General features: G+C 66.0%; 12 protein-coding genes and 1 pseudogene. 11 read left to right on the top strand and 2 right to left on the bottom strand.

Features of this window, described 5'->3' with window-relative positions; translation table 11 throughout:
* A pseudogene (locus H305_RS0140975) lies at positions 1-439 on the bottom strand (hypothetical protein); the annotation flags it as partial.
* A 596-nt stretch (positions 440-1,035) separates the two neighbouring features.
* On the bottom strand, positions 1,036-2,463 hold the full coding sequence (locus tag H305_RS48610) for a pre-peptidase C-terminal domain-containing protein (RefSeq protein WP_234021418.1): 1,428 nt from the start codon (positions 2,461-2,463) through the stop codon (positions 1,036-1,038).
* A 321-nt stretch (positions 2,464-2,784) separates the two neighbouring features.
* On the opposite strand from H305_RS48610, the gene H305_RS0140965 reads away from it, so the two are divergent.
* The 11 genes from H305_RS0140965 to H305_RS0140915 all read left to right on the top strand — a co-directional run bounded on the left by H305_RS0140965 (position 2,785) and on the right by H305_RS0140915 (position 17,136).
* Positions 2,785-3,720 (top strand): ABC transporter substrate-binding protein, encoded by a 936-nt coding sequence (locus H305_RS0140965; RefSeq protein WP_051371533.1) that lies wholly within the window; start codon positions 2,785-2,787, stop codon positions 3,718-3,720.
* 2 nt (positions 3,721-3,722) lie between these two features.
* On the top strand, positions 3,723-4,682 hold the full coding sequence (locus H305_RS48605) for an amino acid ABC transporter permease (protein WP_051371531.1): 960 nt from the start codon (positions 3,723-3,725) through the stop codon (positions 4,680-4,682).
* An 11-nt stretch (positions 4,683-4,693) separates the two neighbouring features.
* Positions 4,694-5,446: an amino acid ABC transporter ATP-binding protein gene (locus H305_RS0140955; RefSeq protein ID WP_028805562.1), complete on the top strand. Its 753-nt coding sequence runs from the start codon at positions 4,694-4,696 to the stop codon at positions 5,444-5,446.
* Positions 5,443-6,654: a M20 family metallopeptidase gene (locus H305_RS0140950; protein WP_028805561.1), complete on the top strand. Its 1,212-nt coding sequence runs from the start codon at positions 5,443-5,445 to the stop codon at positions 6,652-6,654. The genes H305_RS0140955 and H305_RS0140950 overlap by 4 nt, the downstream gene beginning before the upstream one ends.
* Positions 6,655-6,702: 48 nt before the next feature.
* A complete protein-coding gene (locus tag H305_RS0140945) occupies positions 6,703-7,986 on the top strand; it encodes a cyanophycinase (RefSeq protein WP_028805560.1) in 1,284 nt (427 codons plus the stop codon).
* A 76-nt stretch (positions 7,987-8,062) separates the two neighbouring features.
* Complete coding sequence (locus H305_RS0140940) at positions 8,063-8,926, top strand: MurR/RpiR family transcriptional regulator (protein ID WP_028805559.1); 864 nt, start codon at positions 8,063-8,065, stop codon at positions 8,924-8,926.
* Between the two features lie 763 nt (positions 8,927-9,689).
* Positions 9,690-10,664 (top strand): LacI family DNA-binding transcriptional regulator, encoded by a 975-nt coding sequence (locus tag H305_RS0140935; protein ID WP_028805558.1) that lies wholly within the window; start codon positions 9,690-9,692, stop codon positions 10,662-10,664.
* Positions 10,665-11,863: 1,199 nt separating this feature from the next.
* On the top strand, positions 11,864-13,225 hold the full coding sequence (locus H305_RS0140930) for an ABC transporter substrate-binding protein (RefSeq protein WP_037767009.1): 1,362 nt from the start codon (positions 11,864-11,866) through the stop codon (positions 13,223-13,225).
* A 73-nt stretch (positions 13,226-13,298) separates the two neighbouring features.
* On the top strand, positions 13,299-14,213 hold the full coding sequence (locus tag H305_RS0140925; RefSeq protein WP_234021417.1) for a carbohydrate ABC transporter permease: 915 nt from the start codon (positions 13,299-13,301) through the stop codon (positions 14,211-14,213).
* Positions 14,210-15,106 carry a carbohydrate ABC transporter permease gene (locus H305_RS0140920; protein WP_028805555.1) on the top strand — a complete coding sequence of 299 codons (897 nt, stop codon included), beginning with the start codon at positions 14,210-14,212 and terminating at the stop codon, positions 15,104-15,106. Before H305_RS0140925 ends, H305_RS0140920 begins: the two co-directional genes overlap by 4 nt.
* Positions 15,103-17,136: a beta-galactosidase gene (locus tag H305_RS0140915; protein WP_037767002.1), complete on the top strand. Its 2,034-nt coding sequence runs from the start codon at positions 15,103-15,105 to the stop codon at positions 17,134-17,136. Before H305_RS0140920 ends, H305_RS0140915 begins: the two co-directional genes overlap by 4 nt.
* Positions 17,137-17,209 lie beyond the last annotated feature (73 nt).

Below are 17,209 nucleotides of genomic sequence, written 5' to 3'. Positions count from 1 at the left end.
TCAGGCGGCGTACGGGCTCCGTGTCTCCCGGGTTGGGCACGGCCAGGGAGCCGATGCCGTCCTGCCAGGTTGTTCCGACCACGGCGACAGTGCTGTCGAGCGAGAGCATCGCAAATTCCGGACGTCCGGATCGCGAGCCGAGCAGACACTCGTCATATCCGAGTACGGATCTTCCCCGGCGGATCGCGCACGCCGCGCCCATGACGTCCCAGGCGTCGAGCAGACGAACCCGGCGCCATATACGAGGCTGGTACAGGTCTACCCGCGAGTTGTAGCGATGGGCAGGGAGGGCGAGCAGGAACTCGCGGCTGGCGTCGAACAGGCCGAAGGAGGTCGCCAACGCGTACCAGCCTCGATTGGCGTGCTCGATGAGCTGCGGGTCGTCGAAGCCGACGAAAGCATCCCGCCGGCCCGTCTCCTCGTGGGTGCAACTGGCCATCGCGCTCATTACGGACACTGGCAAGGCAGTGCCTGGCACGCCGCCTTCGAGCACCTCCAGGCCCGCCCGCTTCAGCGGGGCGTGCACTTTCCGATGCATCTCCTGCCTGCCCATGTCCTCCCCCGTTGCCGCTTGATCACCAGCAGACGATACGAGTCTGCCGAGCGGCAATGACCAGGGGCCGGGCAGTCCAGCGAGAGGGAAGGCGGGACATGTCTCTGAAGGCGCCGCCCTGGCAGGTGGTGCTGATTCTGGTCGATGTTCCTGCACTCCGAGATCAACAAGAGCTCTCGGATTCCAGCGCGAACCACTGCTGGTCCGCAATTCCACAGCCAGACGGGCGGCCCCGACAATCGTTGCTGACAGCAACCGAGTGGGGAACGAAGAGCAGCACTGGCCAATTTCACAGATCCTCATCAGGGCTTCCACTGTGCGCGGATGTGCCCGCTCGCAAGCCGATGCCTCGACTGCTGTTCACGGATGCGACGGCGTGCGGATGCCCTTGCTGCTGGCGTTGGAGACGGCCAGCATGGACCAGCTGGGGCGGGAGCCTGCGGTGCGCCCCCGCTTGCGGAGCTGTCCGGGCGCTCGGGGCGTTAGCTCTTGGTCACGGTGCAGTCGTAGGGCTGCGTTCCGGATCCGCTGTAGGCCTCCAGGTCGATGAGATAGCTGCCGCCTCCGGCCGCTGTGCGAGTGAAGGCCAGCGACTCGTCAGCTCCCGCGCCGTCGCTGGTGGAGCGCTCGAGAGCGCTGCCGGCGGAGTCCATGAGGTAGAGGTCGGCGTCGTAGGCGCTGGGGATGGAGCATGCAAGGCTGAGTGTCTGCCCAGATGCCAGCGCCACCTTGTAGTAGTCGCGGTCGGATGTGGACTTCATGCTGCCGGTGATGGCAAGGGGTGCGCCGAGGGCGGTTGTGTCGTTGGCCGTGCTGACCGAGTCGTTGGGCTCGGCCTCGGTGAACGAACTGCCTGAGTGAGTGCCGCACGATGTCTGCGGCGTGCCGTTGTAGAGATTGCTATCGGGTGTGCCGTCGACGACGCTGCGCAGGTAGTAATCGCACGTTGGGCGGTCGGCGAAGTCGTAACTCTGACCAGGGGCGATGTGCCAGATCTTGTAGTCGCGGAAGGTCAGAGGAGTGTTGGCCCTGGCTTGTTCGGGCTGATGGTCGCCGAGAACGACGTAGGCGTCCTTGCCGTAGAGCGTGCCGTGGCCGCTGGCGTCGATGAGGAGGGATCCGCCCTCTTCGATGCCGAAGCCCCAAGCTGCTCCGCCGCTGCTCAACCCGTCTTTGATGGCTCGTGCGACGAATGCCATGGTGCGGCCCATTCGATCGCGTGTGACGAAATGGGAGTCGTTGATTGTGTTCTGGTAGTTCGGCCAGGCGAACATGTCGGTCGTGAAGGAGATGTAGCGGTCGTAGGGGTTGGCCAGTGCTTCGGAGCTGGTGATGCTGCCGTTGCAGGCGTCATACACGATCGGGCTGTTGATGTGCAGGCCGGCGCTGCCGCCGCCGGAGCCGCCGCCTTTGGCTACGACCGACTCCACGGACGCTTCGAGCGCAGTGCCCTTCCACGCGGCGTAGCGGCACTGGTCGCCGCCTGCGAAGTAGACGAACTCTGCGTTGCGAACGTCGGTATTGACCTGGGTGTTGTTGCCGTCATCGGCGGAGGTCAGGGTCCAGGTGGTGCAGGAATTGACACCGGTGAGCGGCACGATGGTGTCGCACTCGGGCGTTTCGCTGCCTGATGTCGGTGCCGATGCGGCGAGGACGACCACGTCGAGTGAACCGGATCCACCGCGGATGTCGTCGAGTGCGGCGCTCATGGAGGCGGTGACGACGCCGCCCGATCCGTTCATGGTGTACGCGGGACCGTTCCAGGCCGTGCGGGTCACGTCGGAGGCGCTGCCCAGGCGTATCCGGTTCGCTGAAGCGTCGGCTGGTTGTGCGATCGAGGTAGTCGCGCAGACCGCGAGGGCGAGGGCGAGTGACCATCGGGCGAGGTGCCGGAGCGGATGCGAGGACATGCTTCTCCAATCGGTGGGAGCTGCGGTAGCGGGGGAATGGACGGGGTTGCTCCGCAGCCGTGCCGTGCGCGAATGGAAGGTACAGATTGGGCTCGCCGACGGATAGATGTAAGGCGAACTTCCCGGAATCGCAGGGCTTTTGGTCCGTTTGGGAGGCTTTTGGGCCGGCATTTCAGGCGGGTGTCGGCTTCGCGAAGGCGTGTTACTGGAATGTAATAGCTGGTACATCTAGCCAACTGTCGTGGTGATCTGTAACTTCCTGGAGTGTCGGCCGGCGATGTCACACACGCGCCGGTACCCATCCTGAGAGGTCCGAGCGCCATGAACTCACGCCTGACTCGATCCGCCGTCACATGTGTCGTTGCCGCCGCGACTGTGTCCGCTCTGGCCGCCTGCGACGAAGACAGCGCAGACGCCGCACCCGCCGGACCGGTCAAGGTGGCCGGCGTACAGATCAAGCAGGACAAGAGCCTCCACGACGCCCTGCCGAAGGAGATCAAGGATTCCGGCACGGTGCGTGTGGCGTCCGACGTGCCTTACCCGCCCTTCGAGATGTATGTCAAGGAAGGCAGCAGCCAGATCACGGGCCTTGACTATGACCTCGGCCAGGCCGTCGGGGCGAAGCTCGGCGTGAAGGTCACCTTCAGCCCGCAGAAGTTCGACGGCATCGTCCCGGCCATCCAGGCCGGCAAGTTCGACGCTGCGATGTCTGCCATGACCGACAACCGCGAGCGGCAGCAGGTCGTGGACTTTGTCGACTACTCCCAGTCCGGGTCCGGTGTCCTCGTGGCCGACGGCAATCCCGACAAGATCACTACTCTGGACGACCTGTGCGGCAAGAAGGTCGCCGTCCAGGCCGCCACCAATCAGCTGAAGCTGCTGCAGAGCCACCAGTCCTCCTGCAGCTCCGGCAAGATTGACATCCAGACCTACCCCAAGGATTCGGACGCCCAGCTTGCCCTGCGCTCGGGCAAGGTGGTCGCCCAGGTCCTGACCAAGCCCGCAGCCGGCTGGGTGGCCAAGACCGCCGAGAACGGAGCAGTCTTCGACCTCGTCGACGACCCGGCGGCGCCCGGCGGCTACAACGCTTCACCGAACGGCATCGCCGTGAGCAAGAAGCTCCCCGGGCTGACCACCGCCATTCAAAAGGCCCTGCAGCAGCTCATCGACGAGGGCACCCTGAAGAAGATCTACAGCAAGTACGGTGTCGCTTCCATCGCCGTCAAGCAGGCCACGAAGAACGCGGCGGTCGACTAGTCATGATCGACACGTCAACCGTGCAGGACACCGTTGAGCCGCACCGTCCTTCCGACGACCTGCGGGTCGTTCCGGTCCGGCACTGGGGCACCTGGGCCGCCACTGTGGTGGCCTTGCTGTCCCTCGCCGGCCTGATTGGCTCCCTGGCCAAGAACGACAATCTCCACTGGGATGTCGTAGGCAAGTACCTCTTCGCCGACCTCATCTTCAACGGCCTGACGACTACGCTGTGGCTGACCGCAGCCGCCATGGCACTCGGACTGGTGCTGGGCACCCTCATCGCTGTGATGAGGCTGTCTGCGAGCCCCGTGCTCTACGGCCTGGCCACCTTCTTCGTCTGGATCTTCCGCGGCACCCCGTTGCTCGTCCAGATCATCTTCTGGGGCTACGCGGCTGCCCTGTACGAGTACATCAAGATCGGCATTCCCTTCACGGACATCACCTTCCTGCAGGCCGAGACCAACACGCTGCTCACCCCGGCCATCGCCGCGCTGCTCGCGCTCGGCCTCAACGAGGCCGCATACGCCTCGGAGATCGTGCGGGCGGGCATCCAGTCCGTGGACCCCGGTCAGAGCGAGGCCGCCCACTCTCTGGGCATGCGATCCGCACTGACCATGCGCCGCATCGTGCTGCCGCAGGCCATGCGCGTGATCATCCCCCCGATGGGCAACGAGACGATCAACATGCTGAAGATGACGGCACTGGTCTCGGTGATCTCCGCACACGACCTGATGTCCAACATCCAGGACGTGTACGCCCAGAACTACCAGGTCATCCCGATGCTGGTCGTCGCCAGCCTGTGGTATTTGGCCCTCGTCACCCTGCTGAGCATCCCCCAGGCCTGGCTCGAGCGCCGCTACGGCCGCGGCACCGCCCGCGCCGCGCACGCCTCCCCCCTGCAGCGAATGCTCGGAGCCACGGCAGGCCTGTTCAGCAAGACCAGCAGCAAGGACGCATCGTGAAGAACCACCCCATGGTCCAAGCGGAAGGCGTGCGCAAGCACTTCGGCAAACTGGAAGTCCTCAAGGGCATCGACCTCACCGTCCAGCCCGGACAGGTGTGCTGTCTCCTTGGCCCATCCGGCTCCGGCAAGTCCACCTTCTTGCGCTGCATCAACCATCTGGAAAAGGTCGACGGCGGTCTGCTGATGGTCGACGGCGAACTCGTGGGCTACCGCCGCCACGGCACGGTGCTGCATGAACTGCGTGAGAAAGAAGTCGCCGAGCGGCGCCGCGACATCGGCATGGTGTTCCAGAGATTCAACCTCTTCCCCCACATGACCGCCATCGACAACATCGCCGAAGCACCCGTGAAGGTTGGCGGCATCAGCAAAAGCGAGGCCCGCGAGGACGCCCACGCCCTGCTCAAGCAGGTCGGGCTCGCAGACCGCGCGCATCATTACCCAGCCGAGCTGTCCGGCGGTCAGCAGCAGCGCGTCGCCATCGCCCGAGCCCTGGCCATGCGCCCCAAGCTCATGCTCTTCGCCGAGCCCACCTCCGCGCTCGACCCCGAACTCGTGGGCGACGTCCTGGACGTGATGCGGCAACTTGCCTCCGGCGGCATGACTATGGTGGTCGTCACCCACGAGATCGGCTTCGCCCGCGAAGTGGCCGACACAGCCGTCTTCATGGACCAGGGCGTCGTCGTGGAAGCGGGCGACCCCCGCACCGTATTGACCAACCCGGAACAGGAACGCACCCAGGCCTTCCTGTCCAAGGTCCTGTGACCGCGCCCGTACGGCCCGACACCCTGCCCCACGAGATGTTCTCCCTCGCCCAGGCACGGCTCACGGGCTATCTCCGCGACCTCGCCGAACTCGTCGCCATCGACTCCGGCTCCTACACCCCCCACGGCGTCAACCGCGTCGCCGACTGGTTCCAGCAGCGCCTCGACGCGCTCGGCTTCACTGTCGAACGCATCACCCCCGCGCCACCGGACGGCACCCCGGTGGGCGATGTCCTCATCGCCCGCAAACGCGGCTCTCTGCCCGAAGCCCGAGGAGGCCGCACCATCCTCCTGGCCGGGCACATGGACACCGTTTTCGACGAGGGCACCGCACACGAACGCCCCTTCACCCTCGAGGGAAACCTCGCGTACGGCCCCGGAGTCAGCGATGACAAGGGCGGACTCCTGGCCGGTCTGACCGCACTCGAGGTCCTCGCCGCACACGGCACGAACGACTACGCGGAACTCGTCTTCCTCGCCACCCCCGACGAGGAGATCGGCTCGCCCGGCAGCCGGCACATCACCGAGACCGCCGCCCGGACCACCCACGCCGCCCTCGCCCTCGAGTGTGCCCGCGAAAACGGCGACCTGGTCATCGCCCGTAAAGGCGTGGCCGACTTCCGCTTCACCATCACGGGGAAGGCCGCGCACGCCGGCATCGAACCGGAACGCGGAGCCAATGCCGCACTCACCGCAGCGCACCTCGCCCTGAGGCTGCACGATCTCAACAAGCGCTGGACGAACACCACCGTGAACATCGGTGTCCTGCGAGCCGGCAGCCGCACCAACATCGTCCCTGACCGAGCCGAACTGCTGGCGGAGGTCCGGGCCGCCACCACAGCCAACCTCAACCGCATCACCACCGCACTGCACGAACTGGCCTCTCAACCTCACCTGCCAGGCACCACCATCCACGTCGAGCAGCTCGATCTGTGCCCTCCCATGGAGCACACCCCTCCTGCGCGCGACCTCCTCGCACGCGCCCAGAACGCGGCCCAGAGCCTGGGCATACGCATCGGCGCCGCAGCGACCGGCGGCGTGGGAGACGCCAACATCATCGCCGGCACCGGCGTCCCGGTCCTCGACGGACTCGGACCCGTCGGCGGAGCCGATCACACCCCCGAGGAATGGCTCGACGTCAGCACGGTCGTCTCCCGCGTCGCCCTCCTCGCCACCCTGATCGCCACCCTCGGCACAAGCCGTAGCTAAGAGCGAAATCGATCACGCCGCACGAGGTCCCACACTCCTGGAGCCACGATGACCAGACGCCCGCTGCTCAGCCGCCGCACCGCCCTCACCGCAGGCATCGCCTGCATCCTCGCGCTGAACACCCAGCCAGCCCAAGCGGCCGGCCCCCGGCCCACCCCCCACGGATCGCTCGTCCTCGTCGGCGGAGCCCTGGCGTCAGACAACAACAAGGTCTACAACGAGATCATCGAACGGGCCGGCGGAGCCAAGGCACGCATCGGCATCCTGACCGCCGCGTCCGTACCCGAGAGCCAGGACCCTCACGCCTCCGACCCAGACCGGTGCAGCAACTCTGCCTGCAACGGCGTCTACTACTCACAGCTGTTCACCCAGCACGGCGCCGACGACGCCGAGTGGATTCCCATCGACCTCGACCACATCAGCGCAGCCGACGACGATCGCGTCGTCGACCAGATCAACCGCATGACCGGCTTCTTCTTCGGAGGAGGCGACCAGTACCGCTACATCACCACCCTGCTTCACGGCGACGCTCACACCGACACCAAAGCGCTGGCCGCCATCCGGACCAAACTCGCTCACGGTGCTGTCGTCTCCGGCTCTTCCGCCGGCGCCCAGATCATGGCCGGCGCCGACATGGTCACGGGGGGAGAGAGCTACCAGGCCCTGCGTGACGGCAGCACACCCGGTTACTTCGAGGACCCCACCCGCCTCGGTTACCTGCCGGCCGGCGGCTTCGGTTTCCTCACATCCGGCCTCGTCGACACCCACACCGGCGTCTACGGACGCGAAGGACGCTCCCTGCGACTGGCCGCCGACACCGGCCACAATCGCGTCTACGCCCTCGAAGAGAACACCGCCCTCATCGTGGACAACCCCGGAACACGCCACGAAACCATGACGGTGAGCGGACCCAACGGCGTCGCCATTCTCGACCTGCGCCACGCCAGAACGCCCCAGACAACCCCCTGGACCCTGCACGGCGCGCGTTACAGCTACCTCACCGACAGCGATCACTACAACTCCCTCAACTGGAAGGCTCAGCCGGGCCCGACCAAGCACCGCACAAGCCCCGACACCACCGCCCCGGTGCCAGCGAACAACGACGTCTTCTACTCCGCTTCCAACCCTGACGGCGTGCCCTACTCGCTGCGCGGCACCGCCCGCGCCCTGGCCGCCACCACGAACCAGCGGACGGCCACCGCCAGCACCTACGAGCAGGCCCCCCGCTTCACCGTGCAACTCGCCAAGAACAAGGCCTTCACGATGTGGGCAGCAGACACTGCAACTCCGCCTAGCCTGATAGACATGCAACTCACCATCGCCCCCCGCTGACACACCTCGCTCCACCGAAGCGGGAGGACGACCCGCCCGCCCGCCCGCCCGACCCGCATCAGCAAAGGAAGACGTTGTGGCCCAAGGCACACTCGCCGACGACATCCGACACAATCTGGGGAACCTCAGTCCCGCGGAACGCAAGGTCGCGCGTGTGCTCTTGGCCAACTATCCGGCCGCCGGGCTGGAAACCGTCGCCGCCATCGCAGCGCGGGCGGGCGTCAGCGCTCCTACTGTCCTGCGCTTCGCCAGCAGGCTGGGCTATCACTCATTCCCCGAGTTCCAGGCAGCCCTGCGTACAGAGCTCAACGCGCGCAACGCCTCACCCCTGTCCCTTTACGAGGCAGGGGACAGCACGGTGACCGCGGGCAGCACATCCGAACTCCTGGCGCGCAGCAGCAACGTGCTGACCTCGGCCGTGGGGCAATCTCTTGCGGAAACCCCACTGCATGACCTGGAGAGCGCCGTCGCCCTGCTGTGCGACCCCAAACGCCGCATCATCCTCACCGGAGGACGCTTCACGCACCTGCTCGCCCAGTACCTGGCGTTGCACCTGATGCAGATGCGCGACAGCATCTCCATCCTGCCCGACCGCGACGTCGAACGGACCAACGTCTTGGCCCAACTGAGCCGGCGAGACGTCGTCGTGATCTTCGACTACCGGCGCTACGAGGAAGACAAGGTCTCCATCGCTCAGCTCACCGCGGAAAAGGGCGGCAAAGTCATCGTCTTCACCGACACCTGGCTCTCGCCCGTAGCTGCCCACGCCGATTACGTCCTCCCCAGCCGCGTAGACGCACCCTCCCCCTACGACAGCCTCGTCCCCACACTCGCAGTGATCGAGACCGTCGTGGCGCTCTGCATCGCGGCACTCGGCCCGCAGGCTCACGATCACCTCAGAGAGACGGAGACCACGGCCCACCGCATCGGCCTTGTGTGAGCCGGGCTGCACCACAGCAACCGGCCGTCGCCGTCGGCGACCGCCATCGACGTGACGGTTCTGTGTTCGTGCTGAAGATGAACAGGTCGCGCACCTTGCGTCCGGCGGCGCCCCGGCGGACCCGGATCGCGGTGTCGTCGATGTTTCCGGTCTTCCCGCTTGCGCCGGGATGGTCGATGGCCTCGGCCTGAGCACGCGGCCGCACGTCGCGGCTGACGGTGCAGCCTCGCTCGGCGCGCAAGGTTCGTACCTCACCGATGGCCCGGGTGATGGTAGAGCGGTCCGCTTTGTTCCGGGTATACCAATTTAACGGCCCTGGCTCACATTCGGTGGTGACGGAGTGCGCCGCCACCCGAGGAGGATGCGATGCGGTGGCGAAGTCGGGTGAAGCCTGCTTGTCCGTGTATCTGGCGCGCGATCCGCTTGTTTTTGGTGGTGACGCCCTCGGTGGGGCCGTTGCTGTACGGAAGCGTGAGCGCGGCGATCACTGCGTCCCTGGCTGCGGCCATCGGTAGCGGTCTTGCTGCTGCCAAGCGGTGCTGAAGATGCGTGTTGCCCGGCCGTCCTGCCTGCGGGCGTGGTGGCGTGGGCCCTGCCTGGCCCATCGCGGGAAGTGCTTTTGAAACGTACCAGTGATTGAATGCCGACCTCAGGGGCATGCGAGCGCGCCCGTCCGCTGGATGGGAGCGCTTCCAGCGAAGATCAGCTCGTGGAGTAGGGTGACGGCTCGAAGGGAGTGTGGGCGGTGCAAGAGCGGGTCACTATGGCAGACGTCGCACGCGCTGCTGGTGTTTCTTCCGCCACGGTCTCCTACGTGTTGTCCGGCAAGCGGTCCGTCGCTCCGGCAACGCGCGCCGCGGTAGAAGCAGCTGTCGCCGAGCTGGGGTTCACCGTCAACTCGGCCGCGCGCAGTTTGCGGACGGGGCGCTCGAGCCTGGTCGCGCTGATTGTGCCCGACATCGCCAACCCCTTCTTCGCGCAGCTGGCAGCGACACTCCAAGAGGAGCTGCGCGGCCTGGGCATGCATGTCGTGGTCTGCAACACAGGAGCGCGCCGCGACGAGGAGCGGGCCCTGCTGGCTGAGGCCGTACAGCAGCGTTTCGCGGGTGTCGTGATCACTCCGTTCCGCCTCTTGGCCAGAGACATGGAACCGGTGATGAATTCCGGTATCCCCGTCGTCGTCAGTGCCGATGTGTCTTTTGGGCCGGTCGATCTGGTGACGCCTGAAGCGCGGGCAGCCACCCGGCAGGCATTGGAGCGCGTGACAGCGGCCCGGCGGCGTCGCATCGCGATGATCGCCGGCCCTCGCGATGCGACCGGTGGTGATCCGCGTCTGGAGCTGTTGCGAACTCTCGCTCGCCAGTTCGGCACTGCCTTGCCGCGCGAGCTCGTGGTGCGAGGTGAGCACACGCGGGAAGCAGGAGCTGCCGGATTCGCAGAGCTGATGGGTCGGCGCTATCGGCCCGACGCTGTCTTCTGCGCCAATGACGTGATTGCTGTTGGTGCCATGGACAAGGCCCGTGAGCTGGGCATCGACATACCTGGAGACGTGGCGCTGGTGGGGCACGACGACGCCGCTTTCGCCTCGCTCGTGCGGCCACAGTTGACCACCATTCGCTATCCCGCCGAGCAAGTGGGACGAGCGGCCGCTCAGCTGCTCAAGGAGCGGCTCGACGGACGGAGCGTGCACCGGACTGTCCAGGTGAGGGCGGAATTCGTTGCGAGGGCCTCCGTCTGACCCTTTTCCCCCGGCCGGCAAGGGTCTCTTTCCCGGCACCGGCACAGCGACATCGCTTGTTGTCCGGCTGCGAAGGCGATCAGTCAGACTGCTTCCTGGTCGCCTCGCGTTCCCGGCATACCGCCGGGCCGAGCTCGTCTATCGCTCCGCTCGCCCCTCATTCGGACCTGCGAACGATGCAGGTTCTGTCGGCAGGTACTGGTGCCGTGGTCCCAAGCTTGCTGCCCATTCGTCGGGGGTGTTTCCTTCGACTGCGAGCGAGAGTAGGAATCTGCGAGAACCGATCTCGGTGAACAGCCCTCCTTCGACCGGCAGTCGGCACCAGCCGGTTTCGGCCTTCTTGTGCGGCTACGGTTCAGACAGGTCCGGTACGGCCCTGACGCGCGCTCGGCCCGCCCGTCTACGATCCGGAGGCCGCCTCCGCGAGAAACTTCATGGTCCCATCATGTCGCAGCGCCTGGTCGGCATACGGTGCAGCGCGGCGCCCGGGCCCGCCGTTACGAAACGCGCGGCCACCTCGGTCATTCCGTTTCAATGATCCGCCGGGCAGGTTCAGGTGAGCGGCCGTTCCGGCCAAGTCCTCCGACGAGGTGTGTCGCTAAGGACGTGGCCCACACAGGTTGGGGGAGGAACTCTCCCGGCAACGTGTCGACGCACACGAACTCCGCAACTGCCACTGGGCCGGAGCGCAAGGTCGTGGTGTCGGTGCCGCGCCTCCAGGGTGGCTGTACCGAGCCGATCCCAGCCCTCGGCACTCCCTGCTTGGAACACACCAGATCCCCCAGATTCCGCGCCGCTGTCAGCGATGCTGCGGCGCCAAGCCGTCCCCTGACCCCCGAGCAGCTCAGTGTGAGATGTGCTCCCGTAACCGCAGCGCCAAAGGTATCCGCTGCGGCAGAGGCCACATGAAGGCTCGAGACTCACCGTTTGCACCATCTGTCGTCTTGCTCACATGGTGCCGCACCACCGTAGCGTAATCGATTCCGTCTGGCGAGACTGACCCCGGCAGGCGGCGCGACGGATGGCTAAAGATGCAGGTCAAGTAGATGGAGGTAGTCCCTCGGGAGCCCGTTTAGCTGGTCACGAAGCGGGCTCAAATCACGATTCTCTTGTCGAAGCTGTTGACTTCTGTGGATTCTTGTTGTGAAGGTTGCGCCCACCGCTTCGTCGGAGCGGACATCGTTGCAAGGAGCAACCTCATGGCGATGCGTGATCGCACCTCATACCTGGTCCGGAGCTGCACAATCGGCGCGGCGGTCTTGGCCCTCACGGCGGTGACGGGCTGCAGCAGCAGTGACGGCGGTAAGGACGACGGCGCTGCCGGCACGTCCTGCAAGCCGTCTTCCGGCAAGGTGACGCTGCAGTACTGGTCCTGGGTTCCCGGTATGCAGAAGGCGGTGGATCTGTGGAACAGTCAGCACCCCAAGGTTCAGGTGAAGCTCAAGAACACGCCGTCGGGCAACACGGGCACCTACCAGAACATGTCGAACGCTTTGAAGGCAGGCAAGGCCCCTGACCTGGGCCAGATCGAGTACGACTCGCTTGCAAGCTTCCGGCTCAAGAACGGCCTGCGCGACATCTCCAAGTGTTCCGGAGTGGACGCGGCCCAGGACAAGTTCGTCGACTGGACGTGGTCCCAGGTCGGATTCGGAGCGGGCGGCAAGGACGGCATCTGGGCAGTTCCCCAGGACACCGGACCTATGGCGCTGTTCTACCGCAAGGACATCTTCGACAAGCTCGGCCTGAAGGCCCCCACCACGTGGGACGAGTACGCGGCGGATGCCGCCAAGCTCAAGAAGGCGGGCCACTACATCACGCACTACTCGCAGACAGACCCCAACTGGTTCACCGGTCTGCTGTGGCAGAACAAGGCCACCATGTTCCAGCGCAACGGTGACTCCTGGAAGGTCACGGTCGACCGACCCGAGAGCCGCCAGGTTGCTGAGTACTGGCAGAAGCTGATCGACGACAAGCTCGTCGCCACCGACCTGCAGGGCTTCTCGCCCGCGCTCTACAAGTCGTGGAACGACGGCGAGGTCGTCACGTGGATCAGCGCCGCCTGGGGCTACAGCACCATCCGGGACAACGCCAAGTCGACGGCGGGCAAGTGGGCCGTGGCACCCATGCCGCAGTGGAACGCGGGTGACCAGCAGGCGGGCAACTGGGGCGGCTCGACCACCGCGGTGCTCTCCGGCAGTAAGCACCCCGCCGAAGCGGCCCAGTTCGCGCTGTGGCTCAACACCGACCCGAAGGCGCTGGAGATCCTAAACCGCGAGGGCGGCCTGTACCCGGCGGCCAAGGCCGGCCTGGACCTGCCGGTGCTCAAGAAGCCGGTCGACTTCTACGGCAAGCAGAAGATCTTCGATGTCTTCGCCCAGGCCTCGAACAACGTCGACAACGGCTTCACTTGGGGGCCGACGATGACGGACACCTACCGATACATCAGTGACGGTACGGCCGGCGCCGTCGGCGGCAAGGGCACGCTCGCCGATGTGCTGAAGCAGACCCAGTCGCAGAGCGTGAGCTCGCTGCGCAAGCAGTCGCTCGACGTGACGAACTAGCCGGTCGCCCTCCCACCCCAAGCGTCCCCGCCGCCCGCGCGGCGGGGACGGCATCACTGCCGAAGGCCCTTCCGTGACAACCATCACCGCCCCGCCCAGGACACGCCGCAAGCCGGCGCGCCAGGCCCTGGCCCCCTACGCGTTCCTCGTCCCCTTCCTCATCCCGTTCGTGCTGTTCACCTTGGTCCCCGTCGGATATGCCTTCTGGCAGAGCCTGCACAAGACCGAACGCACAGGAGGCACCTTCGGGCAGACCCACTCGGTGTTCGCGGGATTCGAGCAGTACGCCGCCGTCGTACGCGAACCCTTCTTCAGTGACAGCGTCCTGCGCGTCGGCCTCTTCGCGGTGGTGCAGATCCCCGTGATGCTGCTGCTCGCACTGGTCCTTGCGCTCCTGCTGGATTCCACCGTGGCCCGGCTCAAGCGCTTCTTCCGGCTCGTCTACTTCGTCCCCTATGGCATCCCGGGCGTCGTGGCGGCCCTGATGTGGGCCTTCCTCTACGATCCCCGCCTCTCACCGGTCGTGGACCTCATGAAGTCGGCAGGGACGCAGGTCGACCTGCTCGGCTCGCACCTCATCCTGTTCTCCATCGGCAATGTCGTCACCTGGACGTACACCGGCTACAACATGCTCATCCTGTACTCGGCACTTCAGGCTCTGCCCGCCGATATCGAGGAAGCGGCGCGCGTCGACGGCGCCACCGGCTGGACCATCGCCACCCGGATCAAGATTCCGTTGATCCGGCCCGCACTGGTGCTCACCGGGGTGTTCTCCATCATCGGCACCTTCCAGCTGTTCACCGAACCGCAGGTCTTCCGTTCCATCTCCACCAGCGTGACCAGTACCTACACGCCCAACCTGGCGGCCTACTCACTCGCATCCGGCGACAACTACAGCGAGGCAGCAGCTCTGTCAGTGCTGCTCGCCGTGGTGACGTTCCTGCTGTCGTTCGCCTTTTTGCGCTTCACCTCCAGGAGGCAGGGATGAGCATCCTCACCCGTACCGACGGGGCCCACGCCCCGGCTCAGCGACGCCGAGGCGCGCCCGGCCGGATACCTGTCATCGCCGCAGTCGCCTTCATGGTCCTGGCTGCCTGTTACATGCTGCTGCCTGTCTACTGGCTGCTCATCTCCTCGACCAAGAGCCAGGGCGACCTCATCTCGACCCCCGGGCTACTGCCTTCCCACTGGCATCTCGGCGACAACCTGAGCGCCCTGTTCGAGCAACAGGACGGCGTCTTCGCGCGGTGGCTGCTCAACAGCCTGCTCTATGCCGGCGCGGGCGCGGCCATTGCCACTGCACTGGCGGCCGCGGCCGGCTATGCCCTGGCGAAGTACAGCTTCAAGGGACGTGAGGCAGTCTTCTCCGTAGTCCTCGGCGGCGTCCTTGTCCCCGCCACTGCCCTTGCACTGCCCCTGTTCCTGCTTTTCGCCAAGGTGAACGCGACCAACACCTTCTGGTCGGTGTTCCTGCCGAGCATCGTCAGCCCCTTCGGTGTCTACCTCTCCCGGATCTTCGCCACCGCCTCCGTGCCGGACGAGGTCATCGAAGCCGCCCGCATGGACGGCGCCGGAGAGTTCCGCATCTTCCGCACGATCGCCCTGCGCCTGATGGCCCCGGCCCTGGTGACCGTCTTCCTCTTCCAGTTCGTCGTCATCTGGAACAACTTCCTGCTGCCCCTGATCATGCTGCAGGACGACGACCTGTACCCCGTCACACTGGGCCTGTTCACCTGGCAGTCGCAGACCAGCCGCCTGCCCCAGCTGCAGACGCTCACCATCGTGGGAGCCCTGGTCTCCGTCATACCCATCGTTCTCACCTTCCTTCTCCTGCAGCGCTACTGGCGCGCCGGACTCGCCGCCGGAGCCGTCAAGTCATGACCCACCCCCTGACCGCCATCACCCGCCACCTGGGCTCCATCGCCTATGGCGGCGACTACAACCCCGAACAGTGGCCGAAGGAGGTGTGGCGCGAGGACGTCCGTCTCATGCAGCAGGCGGGGGTCAACCTCGTCACCGTCGGCGTGTTCTCCTGGTCACGGCTTCAGCCCCAGCCCGGCGTCTTCGATTGGAGCCTGCTCGACGAGGTGCTCGACCTGCTGCACGACCACGGCATATCCGTCGACCTTGCCACGCCCACCGCAGCCCCGCCGCCGTGGTTCACACGCCTGCACCCGGACGCCCGCCCGGTCACCGTCTCCGGAAACCGGCTGGCCCACGGCAGCCGTCAGGTCTTCTGCCCCAGCAACCCCGCCTACGCCGAAGCCGCCGACGCCATCGTCACCGAACTGGCGACCCGGTACGCGGACCACCCTGCCGTGGTCCTGCTGCACGTCCACAACGAGTTCGGCAACCACAACGCCCTGTGCTACTGCGACATCAGTGCCGCGGCCTTCCGCACCTGGCTCCGTGGCCGATACATCAGCCTGGACGCCCTCAATGATGCCTGGGGCACTGACTTTTGGGGCCAGCGATACGGTGACTGGCAGGAGATCGATCCGCCCCGCGACACCACCGCCTTCCGCAACCCCGGGCAGGACCTGGACTACCGGCGCTTCTCGTCGGACGCACTGCTGGCCCGCTACCGGGCCGAGGCAGCGCTGCTGCGTCGCATCGCCCCCGGCATCCCGCTGACCACCAACCACCTGGGAACACTGGAGAAGAAGGTCGATGCCCACGCCTTTGCCGCCGAGTGCGACCTCGTCTCCCTGGACCACTACCTTCCAGCCGCCGACCCTGACGGGCATATCGACCTCGCTCTGAACGCCGACCTCGCCCGGGGTATGGCGGCCGGCCGACCCTGGCTGCTCATGGAGCACTCAACCTCCGCGGTCAACTGGCAGCCCATCAACGTGGCCAAGCGGCCCGGAGAAATGCGCCGCAACAGTCTCGCGCACCTGGCCAGGGGCGCGGACGGCATCATGTTCTTCCAGTGGCGACAGTCCAGGGCCGGTGCCGAAAAGTGGCATTCGGCGATGCTTCCACACGCCGGTACCAACAGCCGGGTCTGGGACGAGGTGTGCAAACTGGGCGCCGACCTGACAATCCTCGGCGAGGTGACTGGCACACGTGTCGAAGCCGATGTCGCTCTCATCTTCGACTGGCACAGCTGGTGGGCGCTGGAACTGGAAGCCCGGCCCTCCGTTCAGATGCGCTACCTGGACATGGTCCGCGACTGGTACGAGGCGCTCTGGACCCTGAACATCACGTGCGACGTTGTCGCGCCCGGAAGCGACCTGACACGCTATAAAGCCGTCCTTGCCCCCAACCTCTATCTGCTCTCCGAGGAACACGCGGACGCTCTGACCCGATACGTGAGCGGCGGCGGACACCTCGCGGTCGGTTGCTTCAGCGGCGTCGTCGATGCTCACGACCGCGTACACCTGGGGGGTTACCCCGGTGTGCTGCGCGAGGTCCTCGGTCTCCACATCGACGAGTATCTGCCACTGCGCGACGGCGACACGATCCAGCTCAGCGACGGCTCGACCGCCGCACTGTGGGCCGAACGCGTCGAGCCGCGCGGATGTACCCCGATCCTGCACTTCGCCGACACACCGGACGGAGGGCCTGCCTGTGGCGGGCCCGTCGTTACCCGACATGCATTCGGGGAAGGGACGAGCTGGTATGTGGCCACCCGTCCGTCGGTCACTACCCTGCGGGACCTGGTGCGGCACATCAGTCTCGAAGCCGGCCTTCGGGCTGCAGCAGAGGTGCCGGAGGGTATCGAGGCGGTACGCCGTAGCGGCCCGGACGCCTCCTACCTCTTCCTCGTCAACCACACCGACGACAGCGTCAAGGTCCCGGTCGAAGGCGTCGACCTCCTCGACGCCACCGGGTACGGCTCCACCACAGAGATCCCCGCCGGAGGCGTAGCCGTCATCCGCGAGCCACAGCCCGACCAGCAGCGGTGACTGTGCACCTCTATGCCTCCTGCCTCTTTGATTCGCACCTGTTCATTTGAGGAGTGTCCTCATGCCTGCCCAC

The organism is Streptomyces sp. 142MFCol3.1, from assembly GCF_000424945.1.
Classification (GTDB): domain Bacteria; phylum Actinomycetota; class Actinomycetes; order Streptomycetales; family Streptomycetaceae; genus Streptomyces; species Streptomyces siamensis.
The sequence above is the reverse complement of the archived record's forward strand: the minus strand, read 5'-3'. Positions and strand labels throughout refer to the sequence as shown.